Raw genomic sequence first — 15558 nt, forward strand, 5'->3', positions numbered from 1 at the left:
CACTCCGTTGCTTTTCTTATTATCTATCATACCGGAATGGCGGCAAGCAGACAAGCCATAGTTAGCCGTTCAATCCCGATCCGATATACGGCAAGCGCGCATCGAGCTTCCGGTATAGCTCAAGAATCACCGATCGGCTGCGGCCAAAGTCAAACGGCAATAGGCGCGTCTCCGTTGTTACGGAAAAGTCGACCGCCGTTTCAAACGGCCGCACCGAGATGACTGTCGCGACGATAAACAGCTTTTTTCCGCGCTTCGTTTGCGCACAAATTTCGCCGCGCTCTTCGGAAACGGAAAGAAGTTCAGCCCCGGGCAGCGAGGCGAGCAGCTCTTTGACAGCGGCCATGACAGCGCGGTTCGCCGCTTTGTAATAATGGCTTCTTAGCTCGACGTCTTCATGATTCTCCCTCGTTTCGCAATGGTTCGTCAAGGCGTATTTCCATTTGTTCCACATGCTTATCTGCCACGCTCCCTAGTCCTTGATTTGCTTTCATCATACCATGTTTTTCACTGCCGCGGCACGGTGAAAATAGAAAAAGGAGCGTTCTGTGTACGCTCCTTTTCTGCCGTTCGTGCTGTCCGTTACAGCGCTTGCGCTTTTTTCACTTCAATCGGGCGCATGCCGCGCGGAAGTTCAATCGTCTCCCGCGTTTGCGCACCGAGCTTTTCAGCGATATAGTCGGCGGCAATCGTCGGATCGAGATGGCCGCATGTATACACATCAATGCTCGCATAGCCGTGTTCGGGAAACGTATGAATCGTCAAATGCGATTCCGAGATAATGACGACTCCACTTACCCCTTGTGGAGCGAATTTGTGGAACGCTACTTCGCGAATTTCCGCTCCCGATTTCAACGCGGCGTCAACGAACGTTTTTTCGATAAAGTCCATATCATTCAGTTTGTCAAAGTCGCATCCCCAAAGTTCCGAGATAACGTGACGACCCATCGTGTCCATGCAAAAATCCCCCTTTTAACCAATTTTCTCAAAGAAAAAAATAGAAGAACAGCTGCAAAATGGCATGTATAACTACCACGGGGGAAAGTTAGTCCTAAGAGGTCCTAACCCTTTAAGTAGTCACATTACCTTTGCCGTTAAGAAGTTCACGAGACATAGTATACTTTGTTTAGGGGGTTTTTGCAACAGACTTTTTCATTTTTTTTTGCCTGCCGAAAAGAAAAAGCGCCCGTGCCTGTTCGGCGCCCTGATCAATACCGCGCCGCAAAACAGACAGGCGCTTTCCGCCCTTCTTGGCAGCGAGCGAAGACGGTGTCACGCGTTGACTTGGAGTCTCTCCTTCATTTTTGCCGCGACAAGTTGAGCAAGATCGACAACGCGGCAGGAATAGCCCCACTCATTGTCATACCAAGCGAGCACTTTCACTTTCCGTCCTTCCATCACCATCGTCGATAAGCCATCGATGATCGCCGAATGAGGATTCGTATTGAAATCAATCGAGACGAGCGGCTCCATCGTAAAGTCCAAAATTCCTTTCAGCGGCCCACGAGCGGCACGGATGAACGCTTCGTTCACCTCATCGGCGGTCACCTCGCGCTTCACATCGACCACTAAGTCAACGAGGGAAACGTTCGGCGTCGGAACGCGGAGCGCCATGCCATGGAGCTTCCCTTTTAAATGCGGCAGCACCAGTCCAAGCGCTTTTGCCGCTCCGGTTGTCGTCGGGATGATCGATTGCGCGCACGAACGAGCACGGCGCAAGTCTTTGTGCGGATTGTCGATGTTTTTTTGGTCGTTCGTATACGCGTGAACGGTTGTCATCAGCCCGTTTTCAATGCCAAAGGCTTCATCAAGCACTTTGACGACCGGCGCCAAGCAGTTGGTCGTGCACGATGCGTTGGAAATGATGAAATGGCGGTCAATATCGAGCACGTGTTCATTGACACCGACAACGATTGTCACATCTTCGTTTTTCCCAGGCGCTGTTAAAATGACACGCTTCGCCCCCGCTTCTAGGTGAAGGCTAGCTTTCTCGCGATCATTGAATTTGCCGGTCGCCTCAATGACGATATCAATATCCATATCGTTCCATGGCAACCATTTCGGGTCGCGCGAGTTCAATAACTTTACTTTTTTGCCATTGACCAACAGCCCGTCTTCCAAAGCGACTACCTCACCTTGGAATTGGCCATGGTTGGAATCGTATTTCACTAAATGGGCTAACGTTTCCGGCGGGTAGCTGGCGTTCACCGCCACGATATCAAGGTCTGAACAGCCGATGGCGCGGCGGAACACCATCCGTCCGATTCGCCCGAATCCGTTAATCGCCACTTTCGCCTTCATTCGCTTTGTTCCCCTCTCATATATGTTATACTATTTGTTTAAATCCCTATAAATAGTATATCATATTTTTCGAGATCGTGGAGAACAAAATAACAAAAAAGCAATAAAAAAGACGCCTATTTTTCCAAGGCGCCCCATGTTTCCAAAACGGCCAGCAGCTGCCGGCGCGTCTCCTCGATCGTTCCGTTATTGTCCAGAACCGCATCGGCTCGCTTCACTTTTTCCGCCAGCGGCCATTGGGCGCGAATGCGGGCGAGCGCTTCCTCTTTCGTAAATCCGTTTCGCGCCATCAGCCGGCGAAGCTGCGTCTCTTCATCAACGAAAACGACCAGCACTTTATCCACCCAATCGGTCAATCCGCTTTCAAATAGCAGCGGAATATCAAGCACGATCGTTTTCGCCCCGGCGCGAACGAGCTCCTCCTTTTCCGCCAGCATATGGCGGCGCACGGCGGGATGAACGATGGCGTTGAGTTTCGTCCGCTCGGCTTCATCGCTGAAGACGATCTCCCCCAGTTTCGCGCGATCAATGTCCCCGTTTTTTTGCAAAATGCCCGGACCGAAGGCGGCAACGATTTGCCGATAGGCGTCTTCTCCCGGCCGTACGACCGCACGCGCCGCTTCGTCCGCGTCAATGACCGGAAGCCCGAGTTGGCGCATCATGGCGCTGACCGTGCTTTTGCCGCTGGCGATCCCCCCAGTCAGCCCGATCGTGAGTACCATCGCTTGTCTCCTTTCCCATCGGTCGCCTACCGCTGGCAACGCGGGCAATAGTGCGTCCCGCGGCCAGCGACGACCGTTTTTTCAATCAACGTTCCGCATTGTTTGCACGGCTCCCCTTTGCGCCCATAGACGGACAGGTGATGTTGGAAAGTCCCTTCTTTCCCTTGCGTGTTGACATACGTGCGCACCGTGCTTCCTCCTCTCATCACCGCCTCGCCGATGGTCGCGACCATGTGTTCATGGAGCCGGCGAATGTCTTCGTCCGTCAAGGAAGCGGCCGGGCGGTCCGGAAGAATGCCGGCGCGAAACAGCGCTTCATCGACATAAATGTTGCCAAATCCGGCCACAACCGTTTGATCGAGCAGCAGCGCCTTGACCGTCCGTTTCGTTTTCGCGGCTTGTTGGGCCAACACCGCCGGGGAAAATGCCGGTGAGAGCGGCTCCGGCCCCAACTGGTCAAGCGGAGGGCGGCGGTCGGCTTCTTCTTTGCGGTAAACGTGCATCGTGCCGAACTTGCGCACATCGCGGTAACGGAGTTCGCTTCCATCGGTGAAGGAAAATACGACATGCGTGTGCGGCGCGAGCGGATCGTGGGCGCTAGCGACCATATAGCGACCTTCCATGCGCAAATGGGAGATGAGCACATCCTCATCAAGCAAAAACTTCAAAAACTTTCCGCGCCGCTCAATGCCGCGCACCGTCTGGCCAGCCAACCGGTCGGCAAACGCTTGCGGGTCGTGCGGATGGCGAATGATCTTCGGCCAAAACACGCGCACCGCCGCGATCGTTTTGCCGGAAACGAGCGGCAAGAGCGTGCGCCGGATCGTTTCCACCTCAGGCAGTTCAGGCATAGGAAATCCCTCCTTTCCTCTGTTGTCGATCCGCCCGTGCGGCTTCCGGCATCGGCGCGCCTTTAAGACCGGGCTTTATTTCGCATCATACCATGTCGGTCCGTAATGATAATCGACTTTCAGCGGCACGCGGAGCGTGACGGCTTGCTCCATCACTTCCGGCACGATTCGGCACAGCCGCTCTATTTCGTCACTAGGCGCCTCCAAAATGAGCTCGTCGTGCACTTGCAGCAACAGGCGCGCCTGCAGCCGCTCTTCCTTCAGGCGCGCGCTCAAATCGATCATCGCCTTTTTAATGATGTCAGCGGCGCTGCCTTGGATCGGCGTATTCATCGCCGTCCGCTCGGCAAAGCTGCGGACGTTGAAGTTGCGGCTCGTGATGTCCGGCAAATAGCGGCGCCGATGCAAAAGCGTGGTGACATATCCTTTCTGTTTCGCCTCTTGCACGATCGTTTCCATATACCGCTTGACGCCCGGGAAGCTGGCAAAATAGCGTTCGATAAACTCGGCGGCCTCTTTGCGCGTAATGTTTAAGTTTTGCGCCAATCCGTAATCGCTGATCCCATAGACGATGCCAAAGTTGACGGCCTTCGCTTGCCGGCGCATGTTGGGGGTGACGTCCTCTTCCTTGACGTGAAAAATGTCCATAGCCGTTTTCGTATGAATGTCCAAATCGCGGCGAAACGCTTCAATTAAATTGTCATCTTCGGCGATATGGGCCAACACGCGCAGTTCGATTTGCGAATAGTCAGCCGCAAACATGAGCCAGCCAGGCTCGGACGGCACGAACGCTTGCCGGATTTTCCGCCCTTCTTCCAGCCGAATCGGAATGTTTTGCAAGTTCGGCTCCGTCGAGCTGAGGCGGCCGGTTTGCGTCAACGCTTGATTGAAGATCGTATGCACTTTCTTCGTATCGGGGCGCACGACCTTCAACAATCCTTCGACATATGTCGACTGCAGCTTGCCTAGTTGGCGGTAGTGCAAAATATTCTCCACAATCTCGTGATGGGGCGCAAGCTTTTCCAGCACGTCCGCCGATGTTGAATAGCCGGTCTTCGTTTTTTTCAACACAGGCAGTTGCAGCTTTTCAAATAAAATGACGCCGAGCTGTTTCGGCGAATTGATATTGAATTCTTGGCCGGCCAGTTCGTAAATGCGCCGTTCGGCCGCGCGCAGCTGCTCGGCGAGTTCCTGTCCCATCTGGTTCAGGCGCTCGGTGTCCACTTTCACCCCGGTGAATTCCATATCGGCCAAAATCGCCGCTAACGGCTGCTCAAGCGCCATCAACAGTTCGTCCTGCTCGTTGCGGCGCAAGTCATCCATCATTGGCCGCTCGAGCGCCCAAATCGCCGCCGCCTTGCGGACGAGATGCTCGGCGAGTGCCGGCTCGTCCGGAACAGACCGTTTCGCCCCTTTGCCGTAGACCGCTTCATCGGACCGCACGGCCTCGTATTGTTTCATTTTGGCCACCGCCGCGACATCGCTGGCATCTTGTCCAGGGTTGAGCAAATACGCCGCCAGCAGCAAATCAAACGAGACGCCGCGCAGGTCGATCCCTTTCCATCGTAAAGCGACCGTCGCCCGCTTCGAGTCAAACATGCTTTTTTTCTTCGTCTCATCGGCAAGCCAAGCGCGAAACTGCGGGTCAGCCAGCGCCACCTCCGAAGGCAGGAAAAACCGCCCGCGTTCCGAGACAACAGCAATGCCGACGATCGGCGCGTCATGATAGTTGTCTTCCACGACTTCAACGACCAAGGCCGCCTTGTCGGCGAGCATCTCTTCCGTCACGCACTCCGCCATGGTGAAGTCGATGTGGGCAAGCGGCTCGCTCTCTTCCGCCCTCGGCCCTTCCATCTTCTCAAGGAGCGACTGAAACCCGAGCTCTTTAAACAAAGCGATCACGCTCTCCCGGTCTTCGCCTTCGTAGGCCGTATCCTCAAGCGACAGGGCGATCGGAGCGTCGCGGCAAATGCCCGCCAGCCGTTTGCTTAGGAGGGCGGTATCGCGATGTTGGCGCAGCGTTTCTTTCAGCTTTTCCCCTTGGATTTCATCAATGGAGTCGAGCACATTTTCGACTGTCCCGAACTGCTTTAACAACTTGACCGCCGTTTTTTCGCCGATGCCGGGCACGCCAGGGATGTTGTCCGATTTATCCCCCATCAGTCCTTTTAAGTCAACGATTTGCTCGGGAGCGAGCCCGTATTTTTCGCGAATCGTTTCCGGCGTGTACGATTCCATCTCGGTGATCCCTTTTTTCGTGATTTCCACCGTCACATGGGGGGAGGCGAGTTGGGTCAAATCCCGGTCTCCGGAGATGACTTTCACCTCAAACCCGGCCTGCTCAGCGCGGGCGGCGAGCGTTCCGATAATGTCGTCCGCTTCGTAGTTGTCAAGTTCGTAAGCTGGAATGCGATAGGCGTTCAACAGCTCGCGCAGCAGTGGAAACTGCTCGGACAATTCCGGGGGCGTCTGCTGGCGCCCGCCTTTATACTCGCGAAACACTTCATGACGAAATGTCGTTTTGCCCGCATCAAACGCCACTAACAAATGAGTGGGAGCCTCTTCCGCCACGATTTTACGCAGCATCATGGCAAATCCGTAGACCGCATTCGTATGAACGCCTTTGTCGTTATGCAAAAGCGGCAGCGCAAAAAAAGCGCGATAGGCCACACTGTTGCCGTCAATCAAGACAAGTTTTTTCTTCAACCCCATCCCTCCTCGGATGCTTCTTGTTTTTATTGTATCATGCGGCGGCGTTCCAGAAACATCGCCTCGCTGCTCCGGCTCCCAAAGCGGTGGTGAAGGGCCGCCTCAGCCCGAATGGACTCGCCCTCCCCCAACCCGGCAGCGATGAAAAAAGCCGGCTACCGCTCCGGCTTGGGAAAGTGAATCGTAAACACCGTGCCGCGCCCGACTTCGCTTTCCACTGTGATGGAGCCGTGATGGGCTTCGACGAGATGCTTGACGATCGAAAGGCCCAGCCCGGTCCCGCCCGAATCGCGGCTGCGCGCTTTATCGACGCGGTAAAAGCGCTCAAAGATGCGAGGAATCTCCTTTTTCTCAATGCCGATGCCGGTATCTTTGACGCGCAGCCACACTTCCTGCGCCGTCTCCCCGGCGTCAACGATGACTTGCCCTTGTTCGGGCGTATAGGCGATGGCGTTGGCCAACAAGTTAAGCAAAATTTGCTTCAGCCGGTTTCGATCACCGCGAATGACCAGATCCGGCGGCGCCTTGACTTGCAAAGCGATGCGCTTGGCCGCCGCCCGCTGGCGGAACACCGCTGCCGCTTCCTCCATGATCTCGGCCGCGTTCACTTCCTCCCACTGAAGCTGAAAGCCTTGCTGCTCGATTTTCGATAAATCAAGAAGCTCTTCGACGAGCGTTTGCAGCCGTTCGCTTTCTTTTAAAATAATGGCCAAAAAGTGCTCGAGCGCCTGCTCATCTTTCATCGCTCCATCCAACAGCGTTTCGGCAAACCCTTTAATCGATGTCACTGGCGTTTTCAGTTCATGCGAGACGTTGGCGACAAAATCTTTGCGGATTTGCTCGAGCCGCTTCAGTTCGGTAATGTCATGGAAGACGACGACAATCCCTTTCCACTCAGCGCCTTTTCCGATAATCGGGGCGCCGTAGACGTCAAAGTGCTTTCGCTCAATCCCGACCGTCAGCCGCATATGACGGCGCATCGCCGCCTCGGTCATGAAAATCTCGTCGATCAAGCGGACGATGTCGCGGTGCGGGAGCACATCGGCATACGGGCGATACAAGGCGTCGGACGGATCGATGTGAAATTGGGACTGAAAGGCGCGGTTAATGAGAAACACATGGCCGCGGTGATCGATGAACAGAAGGCCGCTGCCGACGTTTTCAATGAGCGTATGAAGGCGATCGGTCTGAATTTCCCGCGCCCGGCTCATTTCTTGCAAATGGCGAGCGAGCCGGTTGATGGAACGGACCAACATGCCGGCTTCTTTATATTCGCCATCGGGCACCCGGGCGGCGTAATTGCCTTTTTCCAGCTCAAACGCCACCTTGGTCGCCTCTTCAATCGGTCTCATATATTGATTGGCGATTTTCCAGCCAAGGGCGATGATGACAACGAGCGCCATGCCAAGGCTGCTGATGAGAACCCCCCAAATCCGCTCGTTCACCGCTTTGAGCGAGCTCGTCGGTGTGCTGACAACGACGTATCCGTCCTGTCCGCTTGGCCCATACGGAACAAGGCAGTAGTACACGTCGTCCGTTTTTTCAATCACCGAAAAGCGCGCGGACGTTGTCGTCGGCAAAATGGAGCGGATGATGCGCGCGTGGTCCTTGTCGCTGATCGCCGCGATGCGCCCGCTGTCAAACCGCACCCGCCCATCACGATCGAGCACGGTGATGCGCGAGGACAGCTCGTCCCCCATTTCTTGCAAATCGGTGCGAATGCGCTCAAGCGGTTCATTTTCCAGCAAAATGGCGAGCGCTTTCGCCTCCTTTTCCATCCGCTTATTGATCGTCTCGGTATAAAACTCTTTCAGCAGCTGGCCAAGCAAAAAGCCGAGGGCGATCAACACGGCCGCAATCAGCGCCACAAGCCAGAAAAGAAGCCGGGAGCGAAGGCTACTCATGCCGTTTGGGCTCCTCCAGTTTGTATCCGAGGCCGCGCACCGTTTTGATGTACGCCGGCTTTTTCGTATCGTCTTCGATCTTGTCGCGCAAGTGGCTGATATGGACGTCAACGATGCGCGTATCGCCGGCGAAATCGTAATTCCAAACCGCGCTGAGCAACTGGTCGCGCGTCAGCACCCTTCCTTTATGACGGGCCAAATAAAGAAGCAATTCAAACTCTTTCGGCGTCAACTCGAGCGGTCTGCCGCCCACCGTCGCTTCGTAGCGGTCCGGGAAAATTTCCAACTGCCCGATGACAAGCCGTTCACCTAACTCAGCCGCCGGTTGAGAAAGCTCGGTGCGGCGCAAAATCGCCTTCACCCGCGCGACGACCTCGCGCGGGCTGAACGGCTTCGTCATGTAGTCATCGGCGCCCAGCTCCAACCCGAGCACTTTATCAAACTCATCATCGCGAGCCGTCAACATTAAAATCGGCGTCATGATTTGCCGCTGGCGAAGCCGCTTGCACACTTCAACGCCGTCCAGCTTCGGCAGCATCAAATCGAGGATCATCAGCGCCGGCTGTTCACGCTCCACTTTATCTAGCGCCTCTTCGCCATCATAGGCGGCGGCCACTTGAAAACCGGCCTTCTCCAAATTGTAGGTCAACAACGTCACAATCGGCTGCTCATCGTCAACAACCAAAATTTTCTTACCCATTCCGCTCCTCCCATTCGCCAGTCATTCTATTTGTATCATACCATACTTTCCGCTTTCGTTCGGCAAAAAAAGAAAGAGGGTGTCGCAAACTGCGGCAAGACCCCCTCTTTTTCGCTATAAAAACAGACGTTCTCCGTTTATAACCGCCCGGCTGCCCGAAAGCAGCCCCCTTTCGCATCCGTCCCGCGCCCATCTCGCCTCCGCTGTTCCATCTTCCCGTCCAAGCGAAGCGAGCGCTGCTCTTTCAGCCTAAAAATTTTCAAGCGCACGGCTGTCCAAACGTGGCAACGTATGCGGCGGACAGGCGGACAGCTCACCGGTGAGCACCATTTCCGCCCCGCGCGTCGCTGTCACCGCCAACGTGACGCAATGGCTTTCTTCATCCACGTCAGTCACTTCCAGCAAAAATTCAAGCGTTTCATAATGATACACTGGCCGGAGAAAGCGAATATCATTCCTTGTAATATAACTGCCCGGGCCTGGCAAATATTTCGACACCGCCGATGTGATCATTCCCATCAGCATGATCGGCGGAACGACCGGCTTGCCAAACGGCGTTTGCGAAGCGTAATCGTGCTGAATGTAGAGCGGGTTGGCATCGTCGGTCAACCCGAGGTAAAGCAGCAAATCTTTGTCTTCGATGGCCGCTTGGAACACAAGTTTTTCCCCAACTTGAATTTCTCCGATTCGTCTCCCCAGCTTTCGCTTTTTCAACATGGTTCCACCCCTTTGTTGCTCCTGACCCTCATGGGCTGCGATCGTCACTAGCGGCGCCAAGCGCTGTTTTCACACCCTAAATCAGAAAGCGCTTTCAAAAAGCGGCGGCAAAAATCCGGGCCAAGCCCGAATTTTTGCATCGTACTATTCGAGCACGCGCATGACGTTTTTCACCGACTCGACCGACTTGGCGAGCGCCGCTTTTTCCTCTTCCGTCAGCTCGAGCTCGATCACTTTCTCAATGCCGTTGCCGCCCAAGATTGTCGGCACGCCCAAATAAATGCCTTCGTATCCGTATTCGCCTTCGAGGTAGGCGATCGCCGGCAAAATGCGGCGCTGGTCTTTCAAAATCGCCTCGACCATTTCAACAAGCGAAGCGGCCGGCGCGTAGTAGGCGCTGCCGTTGCCGAGCAAATTGACGATTTCCCCGCCGCCTTTGCGCGTCCGCTCAACGATGGCGTCCAAACGGTCTTTCGGAATCAGCTTTTCGAGCGGGATGCCGCCGGCGTACGAATAGCGGACGAGCGGCACCATGTCGTCGCCATGCCCCCCCAACACGAAACCGGTGACGTCTTTAACAGAAATGTTCAGCTCTTGGGCGACGAACGTGCGGAAGCGCGCCGTATCGAGGACGCCCGATTGGCCGATGACCCGGTTTTTCGGGAAGCCGGATTCCTTGAAGACGGTGTACGTCATCGCATCGACCGGGTTCGTCAAAACGATGATGTAGCAGTTCGGCGAGTATTTGACGACTTCTTTCGTCACCTGCTTCATAATTTTTTGATTCGTCGTCACCAAATCATCGCGGCTCATGCCCGGCTTGCGAGCGATGCCGGCCGTAATGACGACGATGTCGGAATCCGCCGTATCGGCGTAGTCCGACGTGCCGACGATGTTGGCGTCAAACCCGAGCACCGGGCTCGACTCGAGCATGTCGAGCGCCTTTCCTTTCGTCGGGTTTTCGAGCTGCGGAATGTCGACGAGCACGACGTCGCCGAGCTCTTTTTGCGCCAGCAGGAACGCCGTTGTCGCCCCCGTGAATCCAGCGCCGATCACCGAGATTTTTTTCCGTTTCATCGCCATCGTTTGCCATCCCTTTCTTTTACAGGTTAGTCCATATTGCGGATGAGCGCATCAGCGAATTCCGAACATTTCACTTCGGTTGCCCCTTCCATCAGGCGGGCAAAGTCATACGTCACGATTTTCGCGGCGATCGTTTTTTCCATCGCTTTGATGATCAATTGCGCCGCTTCGTTCCAGCCGAGATGCTCAAACATCATGACGCCGGACAAAATGACGGACGACGGATTGACTTTGTCAAGCCCGGCGTATTTCGGCGCCGTGCCGTGCGTCGCTTCGAAGATGGCGTGGCCGGTTTCGTAGTTGATGTTCGCCCCCGGCGCGATGCCGATGCCGCCGACTTGAGCCGCGAGCGCGTCGGAAATGTAGTCGCCGTTTAGGTTCATCGTCGCGATGACGTCAAACTCGCGCGGGCGCGTTAAGATTTGCTGTAAGAAGATGTCGGCGATCACATCTTTGATGATGACTTTTCCAGCCGCTTCTGCTTCGGCCAGCGCTTTGTTCGCCGCTTCTTTGCCTTCCGCTTCGACGATGCGGTCGTATTGCGCCCATGTGAACACTTTGTCGGCAAACTCTTCCTCAGCAAGTTCATAGCCCCAGTTTTTAAACGCGCCTTCGGTGAATTTCATGATGTTTCCTTTATGAACGAGCGTCACCGATTTGCGGCCATGTTCGATCGCATAGTTGATCGCCGCGCGCACAAGCCGTTTCGTTCCTTGTTCGGAAATCGGCTTAATGCCGATGCCGGACGTTTCCGGGAAGCGGATTTTGCGCACGCCCATCTCGTTTTGCAAAAAGTCGATCACTTTTTTCACTTCCGGCGTGCCTTTGGCATATTCAATGCCGGCGTAAATGTCTTCCGTGTTTTCGCGGAAAATGACCATATCGGTGTCTTCCGGGCGTTTCACCGGCGACGGAACGCCTTGGAAGTAGCGAACCGGCCGCAGGCAGACGAACAAGTCAAGCTCTTGACGAAGCGCGACGTTCAGCGAGCGGATGCCTCCGCCAACCGGCGTTGTCAGCGGCCCTTTAATGGCGATTATGTATTCGCGGATCGTCTCGAGCGTTTCATCCGGAAGCCAGCTGCCCGTCAGTTTGTATGCTTTCTCGCCGGCGAGCACTTCCTTCCAGACGATTTTTTTCTCGCCTTTGTACGCTTTTTCCACCGCAGCCTCGAGCACGCGCGAAGCGGCCGCCCAAATGTCCGGGCCGGTTCCGTCCCCTTCAATGAACGGGATGATCGGATTGTTTGGAACGTTGAGCACACCATTGGTTACAGTAATTTTTTCCCCTTGCGTCACGAGTCAAACCCCCAATGCCATGGTTTTTATTTTGCAAAGGCGTGAAGGCGCGCCTTCCCGCCTTGTCCACCTGTTTCGTCCTGCTCAGCCTTATTCAGCCTTGTTCAGCCGCGCTCGTCGATCGGCACGTACGACCGCTTGCCCGGACCCGTGTACTCGGCGCGCGGACGAATGAGCCGGTTGTTGTCATATTGTTCCAAAATATGGGCGATCCATCCCGACGTGCGGCTGATCGCAAAAATCGGCGTAAACAAATCATGATCGATTCCTAAACAATGGTAAACCGAGGCGGAATAAAAGTCAACGTTCGGCGGCAGTGCTTTTTCCGATGTGACGATTTCTTCAATCTTCGTCGACATTTCGTACCAATGCGGCTCGCCAACGAGCTTCGTCAGCTTTTCCGACATTTTTTTCAAATGTTTGGCGCGCGGGTCGCCTTTCCGGTACACGCGATGGCCAAAGCCCATGATTTTCTCTTTATTGGCCAGCTTTCCGCGAATGTACGGCTCAACGTTGTCAACGGTGCCGATTTCCGTCAACATTCTCATCACCGCTTCGTTTGCCCCGCCGTGAAGCGGTCCCTTTAAGGCGCCGATCGCCGCTGTAATGCCGGAATACATGTCGGAGAGCGTCGCCACGCAAACGCGCGCCGTGAACGTCGATGCGTTCAACTCGTGATCGGCATGCAACACGAGCGCCTTGTTGAACGCTTCCGCAGCAACGGCGTCCGGCTCTTGTCCGGTCAGCATGTACAAGAAATTGGCAGCAAAGCTCAAATCTTGGCGCGGCGCAACCGGTTCCAGCCCTTTGCGCACGCGGGCAAACGCCGCGACGATCGTCGGGATTTTCGCCTGCAGACGGATCGCTTTCCGGTAGTTCGCCTCTTTCGTCATGTCGTCCGCCTCGTCATCATAGAGGCCGAGAAGCGAGATCGCCGTGCGCAACGCCGCCATCGGATGCACGTTGTCAATCGGATACAGCTTGAAGTGCTCAACGATTTCCTTTGGAATGTCCGCGTTTTCCGCCAGCTGCTTCTTCAATTCTTCGAGCTGCGCTTTCGTTGGCAGCTCCCGATGCCAAAGCAAATAAACGACTTCTTCAAAGGAAGCGTTTTCGGCCAAATCGTCAATATCGTAGCCGACGTACGTCAATGTATCATCGATGATCGAGCTGATGCTTGAGGTTGTCGCCACAACCCCTTCTAAACCGCGGGTTACCGTCATGTCCAATCTCCCCTTCTTTTCATAAGTTCCGCCCATCATCGTTGGAAGGACGATGAGCGCTTGCTCGAAACCGTGGCAAAAACGAAGGCATGGGCGAAAGTGCTTACATCGCCGTGTCAGCCGCCTTGCAAAAACGCTGTTCCCCGCTTGGCCCGAAAAACGAACTCACGCTTATTATTATAAACAATTATCAGACTTTTGTCAGCTGTCATACATCAAAAGAAACAAGCTCCACGAACAAGCGGAACGCGCTTCGCCGACAAACGAACCGGTCATTTGCTCGAGCGGTTAAAAATATTCTACCATTTTGATGACCGCATAGGCAATGCCAGCCCCAATCAGCGGACCGACCGCCACACCATGGAAAAGCGCGACGGCGATGATCGTCCCGAACGCCAAAGCGGCCGTCATTTGCGGATCGCTCGCCAACAGTGTCACCCCTCCTTTGGCGATCAAGGCGACCAAAATGCCGGATAACAAAGCGATCCAAGCCGACAGCGATTGCAGCGAACCAACGAGCTCTTTCCAGCCGATGTGTCCAGCGGCAATCGGAGCGAGCACCGCGATCGTAATAACGGTCACTCCCCAATGAATCCCCTTCGATTGAAGGATCGACAAAAGCGGCTCGCTAAAGCCGGACCACTTTACGGCCAGCAGCACGGCGACCGCGATCACAAGCGACTCGTTTTTCGACAGCAAGCCAAGCGCCAACAGCGCCAGCAAAAACAGCACCGATTCATTCACGGCGGCTCATCCTCCTTCGAGCGGGATAGGAAACTTGTTTTTTGCTTCTTCGTAAACAAACGTGTAATATTATCCATATGGAGATTCGGTTGGGGGTGAAACATTGTCCCGAGTGTATGTCGACCGTTTTTTGCGCTTTTTTTTCGTCGTTGCCATCGCCGTCATTAGCGTTTGGGCGCTGTATTACATCGCAACGTTGACGTACCCGTTTATCATCGCTTTCTTCATCGCCCTGCTCATTAATCCGCTCGTCGATGGGCTGGAGCGGAAAGCGAAAATGCCGCGCTGGCTGGCGGTCAGTGTCACGCTCATCGTCCTGTTCGCCGCCGTCGCTGGGATCGTGACGCTGTTGATCGCCGAAATCGTGTCGGGAACGCAATATTTGGCCAATGTCGTGCCTAGCAAATTTCAAACACTAGTTTCGTACATCGAAACGTTCGTTGCCGATCAGCTCATCCCGATCTACAAAGATTTGGCGGGCATGTTCAAAAGTTTAAGCAGTCAGCAGCAAGATACGATCATGAAAAACATCCAGTCGGTAGGGCAAAAAATCGGCACAACGGTAGGGGAATTTATCCAAACGATTTTGCAAAATATTCCCCAGCTTCTCGCCTGGCTGCCCAATATCGCAACCGTCTTTATTTTTTCGCTGCTGGCCACGTTTTTCATCAGCAAAGACTGGCATCGGCTCATGCGCATGGCGCAGCGCTGGCTGCCGGCGAAAGCTCGCACAAGCGGCAAAACGGTGTTCGCCGATTTGAAGCGGGCGCTGTTCGGCTTTATGAAAGCGCAGGCGACGCTCATTTCGATTACGACGGTCATCGTGTTAATCGGCCTGTTGATTTTGCGCGTCGATTACGCGATTACCATCGCCTTGATCATCGGGTTCGTCGATATTTTGCCGTATTTAGGGACCGGGATCGTATTCGTCCCTTGGATCATTTACGCGGCGGTGAGCGGCGACATCCCGTTTGCGATCGGCCTTGGCGTTTTGTATATCGTCGTGCTCGTCCAGCGGCAGATTATGGAACCGAAAGTGCTCTCCTCGTCGATCGGCCTTGATCCGCTCGCCACGCTCATCGCTTTGTTCGTCGGCTTCAAGCTGCTCGGCTTTCTCGGGCTGATCGCCGGGCCGGTTGCGCTCGTCATCATCCGCACCCTTCACAGCGCCAACGTCTTTCGCGACATTTGGCGGTTTATCATCGGCAAGCCGGCCGCATAACTGACGCGGCGCGGCTGCCGTTTGTCCGTTTAGGCGAAAGGGGCGGCGGAAAAAACCGTCTTCCGTGAAGACAGGCTCAACATA

At 54.9% G+C, this 15558-nt stretch carries 14 protein-coding genes; 1 reads left to right on the forward strand and 13 read right to left on the reverse strand.

The features are described from left to right. Positions 1-61 precede the first annotated feature (61 nt). The 13 genes from GC56T2_RS13345 to GC56T2_RS13405 form a co-directional block, all read right to left on the reverse strand. Positions 62-460 carry a hypothetical protein gene (locus GC56T2_RS13345; protein ID WP_033844294.1) on the reverse strand — a complete coding sequence of 133 codons (399 nt, stop codon included), beginning with the start codon at positions 458-460 and terminating at the stop codon, positions 62-64. A gap of 122 nt (positions 461-582) precedes the next feature. Then, a complete protein-coding gene (gene speD / locus GC56T2_RS13350; protein WP_033019460.1) occupies positions 583-957 on the reverse strand; it encodes an adenosylmethionine decarboxylase in 375 nt (124 codons plus the stop codon). Positions 958-1272: 315 nt separating this feature from the next. Further along, complete coding sequence (locus GC56T2_RS13355) at positions 1273-2301, reverse strand: glyceraldehyde-3-phosphate dehydrogenase (RefSeq protein WP_144975845.1); 1029 nt, start codon at positions 2299-2301, stop codon at positions 1273-1275. 116 nt (positions 2302-2417) lie between these two features. After that, positions 2418-3023 (reverse strand): dephospho-CoA kinase, encoded by a 606-nt coding sequence (coaE, locus tag GC56T2_RS13360; RefSeq protein WP_144975847.1) that lies wholly within the window; start codon positions 3021-3023, stop codon positions 2418-2420. Positions 3024-3049: 26 nt separating this feature from the next. Continuing rightward, complete coding sequence (gene mutM / locus GC56T2_RS13365; protein WP_144975850.1) at positions 3050-3874, reverse strand: DNA-formamidopyrimidine glycosylase; 825 nt, start codon at positions 3872-3874, stop codon at positions 3050-3052. A 75-nt stretch (positions 3875-3949) separates the two neighbouring features. Then, positions 3950-6586 carry a DNA polymerase I gene (gene polA / locus GC56T2_RS13370; RefSeq protein ID WP_144975851.1) on the reverse strand — a complete coding sequence of 879 codons (2637 nt, stop codon included), beginning with the start codon at positions 6584-6586 and terminating at the stop codon, positions 3950-3952. Between the two features lie 152 nt (positions 6587-6738). Further along, the gene (gene pnpS / locus GC56T2_RS13375) at positions 6739-8487 is read right to left on the reverse strand and encodes a two-component system histidine kinase PnpS (RefSeq protein ID WP_033844298.1); all 1749 of its coding nucleotides are present in this window, start codon (positions 8485-8487) and stop codon (positions 6739-6741) included. After that, positions 8480-9187 carry a response regulator transcription factor gene (locus tag GC56T2_RS13380; protein ID WP_144975854.1) on the reverse strand — a complete coding sequence of 236 codons (708 nt, stop codon included), beginning with the start codon at positions 9185-9187 and terminating at the stop codon, positions 8480-8482. Before GC56T2_RS13380 ends, pnpS begins: the two co-directional genes overlap by 8 nt. Before the next feature lie 249 nt (positions 9188-9436). Continuing rightward, on the reverse strand, positions 9437-9904 hold the full coding sequence (locus GC56T2_RS13385; RefSeq protein WP_144975856.1) for a MaoC family dehydratase: 468 nt from the start codon (positions 9902-9904) through the stop codon (positions 9437-9439). A 144-nt stretch (positions 9905-10048) separates the two neighbouring features. Then, a complete protein-coding gene (gene mdh, locus GC56T2_RS13390) occupies positions 10049-10987 on the reverse strand; it encodes a malate dehydrogenase (RefSeq protein ID WP_033019478.1) in 939 nt (312 codons plus the stop codon). 26 nt (positions 10988-11013) lie between these two features. Then, positions 11014-12285, reverse strand: coding sequence for an NADP-dependent isocitrate dehydrogenase (gene icd / locus GC56T2_RS13395; RefSeq protein WP_033019480.1), 1272 nt, complete (start codon positions 12283-12285; stop codon positions 11014-11016). A 104-nt stretch (positions 12286-12389) separates the two neighbouring features. Further along, positions 12390-13508, reverse strand: a complete 1119-nt coding sequence (gene citZ, locus GC56T2_RS13400; protein ID WP_144975858.1) for a citrate synthase — start codon at positions 13506-13508, stop codon at positions 12390-12392. Positions 13509-13796: 288 nt separating this feature from the next. Next, positions 13797-14252, reverse strand: coding sequence for a DUF441 domain-containing protein (locus tag GC56T2_RS13405; protein ID WP_061912418.1), 456 nt, complete (start codon positions 14250-14252; stop codon positions 13797-13799). Positions 14253-14355: 103 nt separating this feature from the next. On the opposite strand from GC56T2_RS13405, the gene ytvI reads away from it, so the two are divergent. Next, positions 14356-15474 carry a sporulation integral membrane protein YtvI gene (gene ytvI, locus GC56T2_RS13410; protein WP_144975860.1) on the forward strand — a complete coding sequence of 373 codons (1119 nt, stop codon included), beginning with the start codon at positions 14356-14358 and terminating at the stop codon, positions 15472-15474. Positions 15475-15558: the final 84 nt, after the last annotated feature.

The organism is Geobacillus sp. C56-T2 (assembly GCF_007829715.1).
GTDB classification, from domain to species: Bacteria; Bacillota; Bacilli; order Bacillales; family Anoxybacillaceae; genus Geobacillus; species Geobacillus icigianus.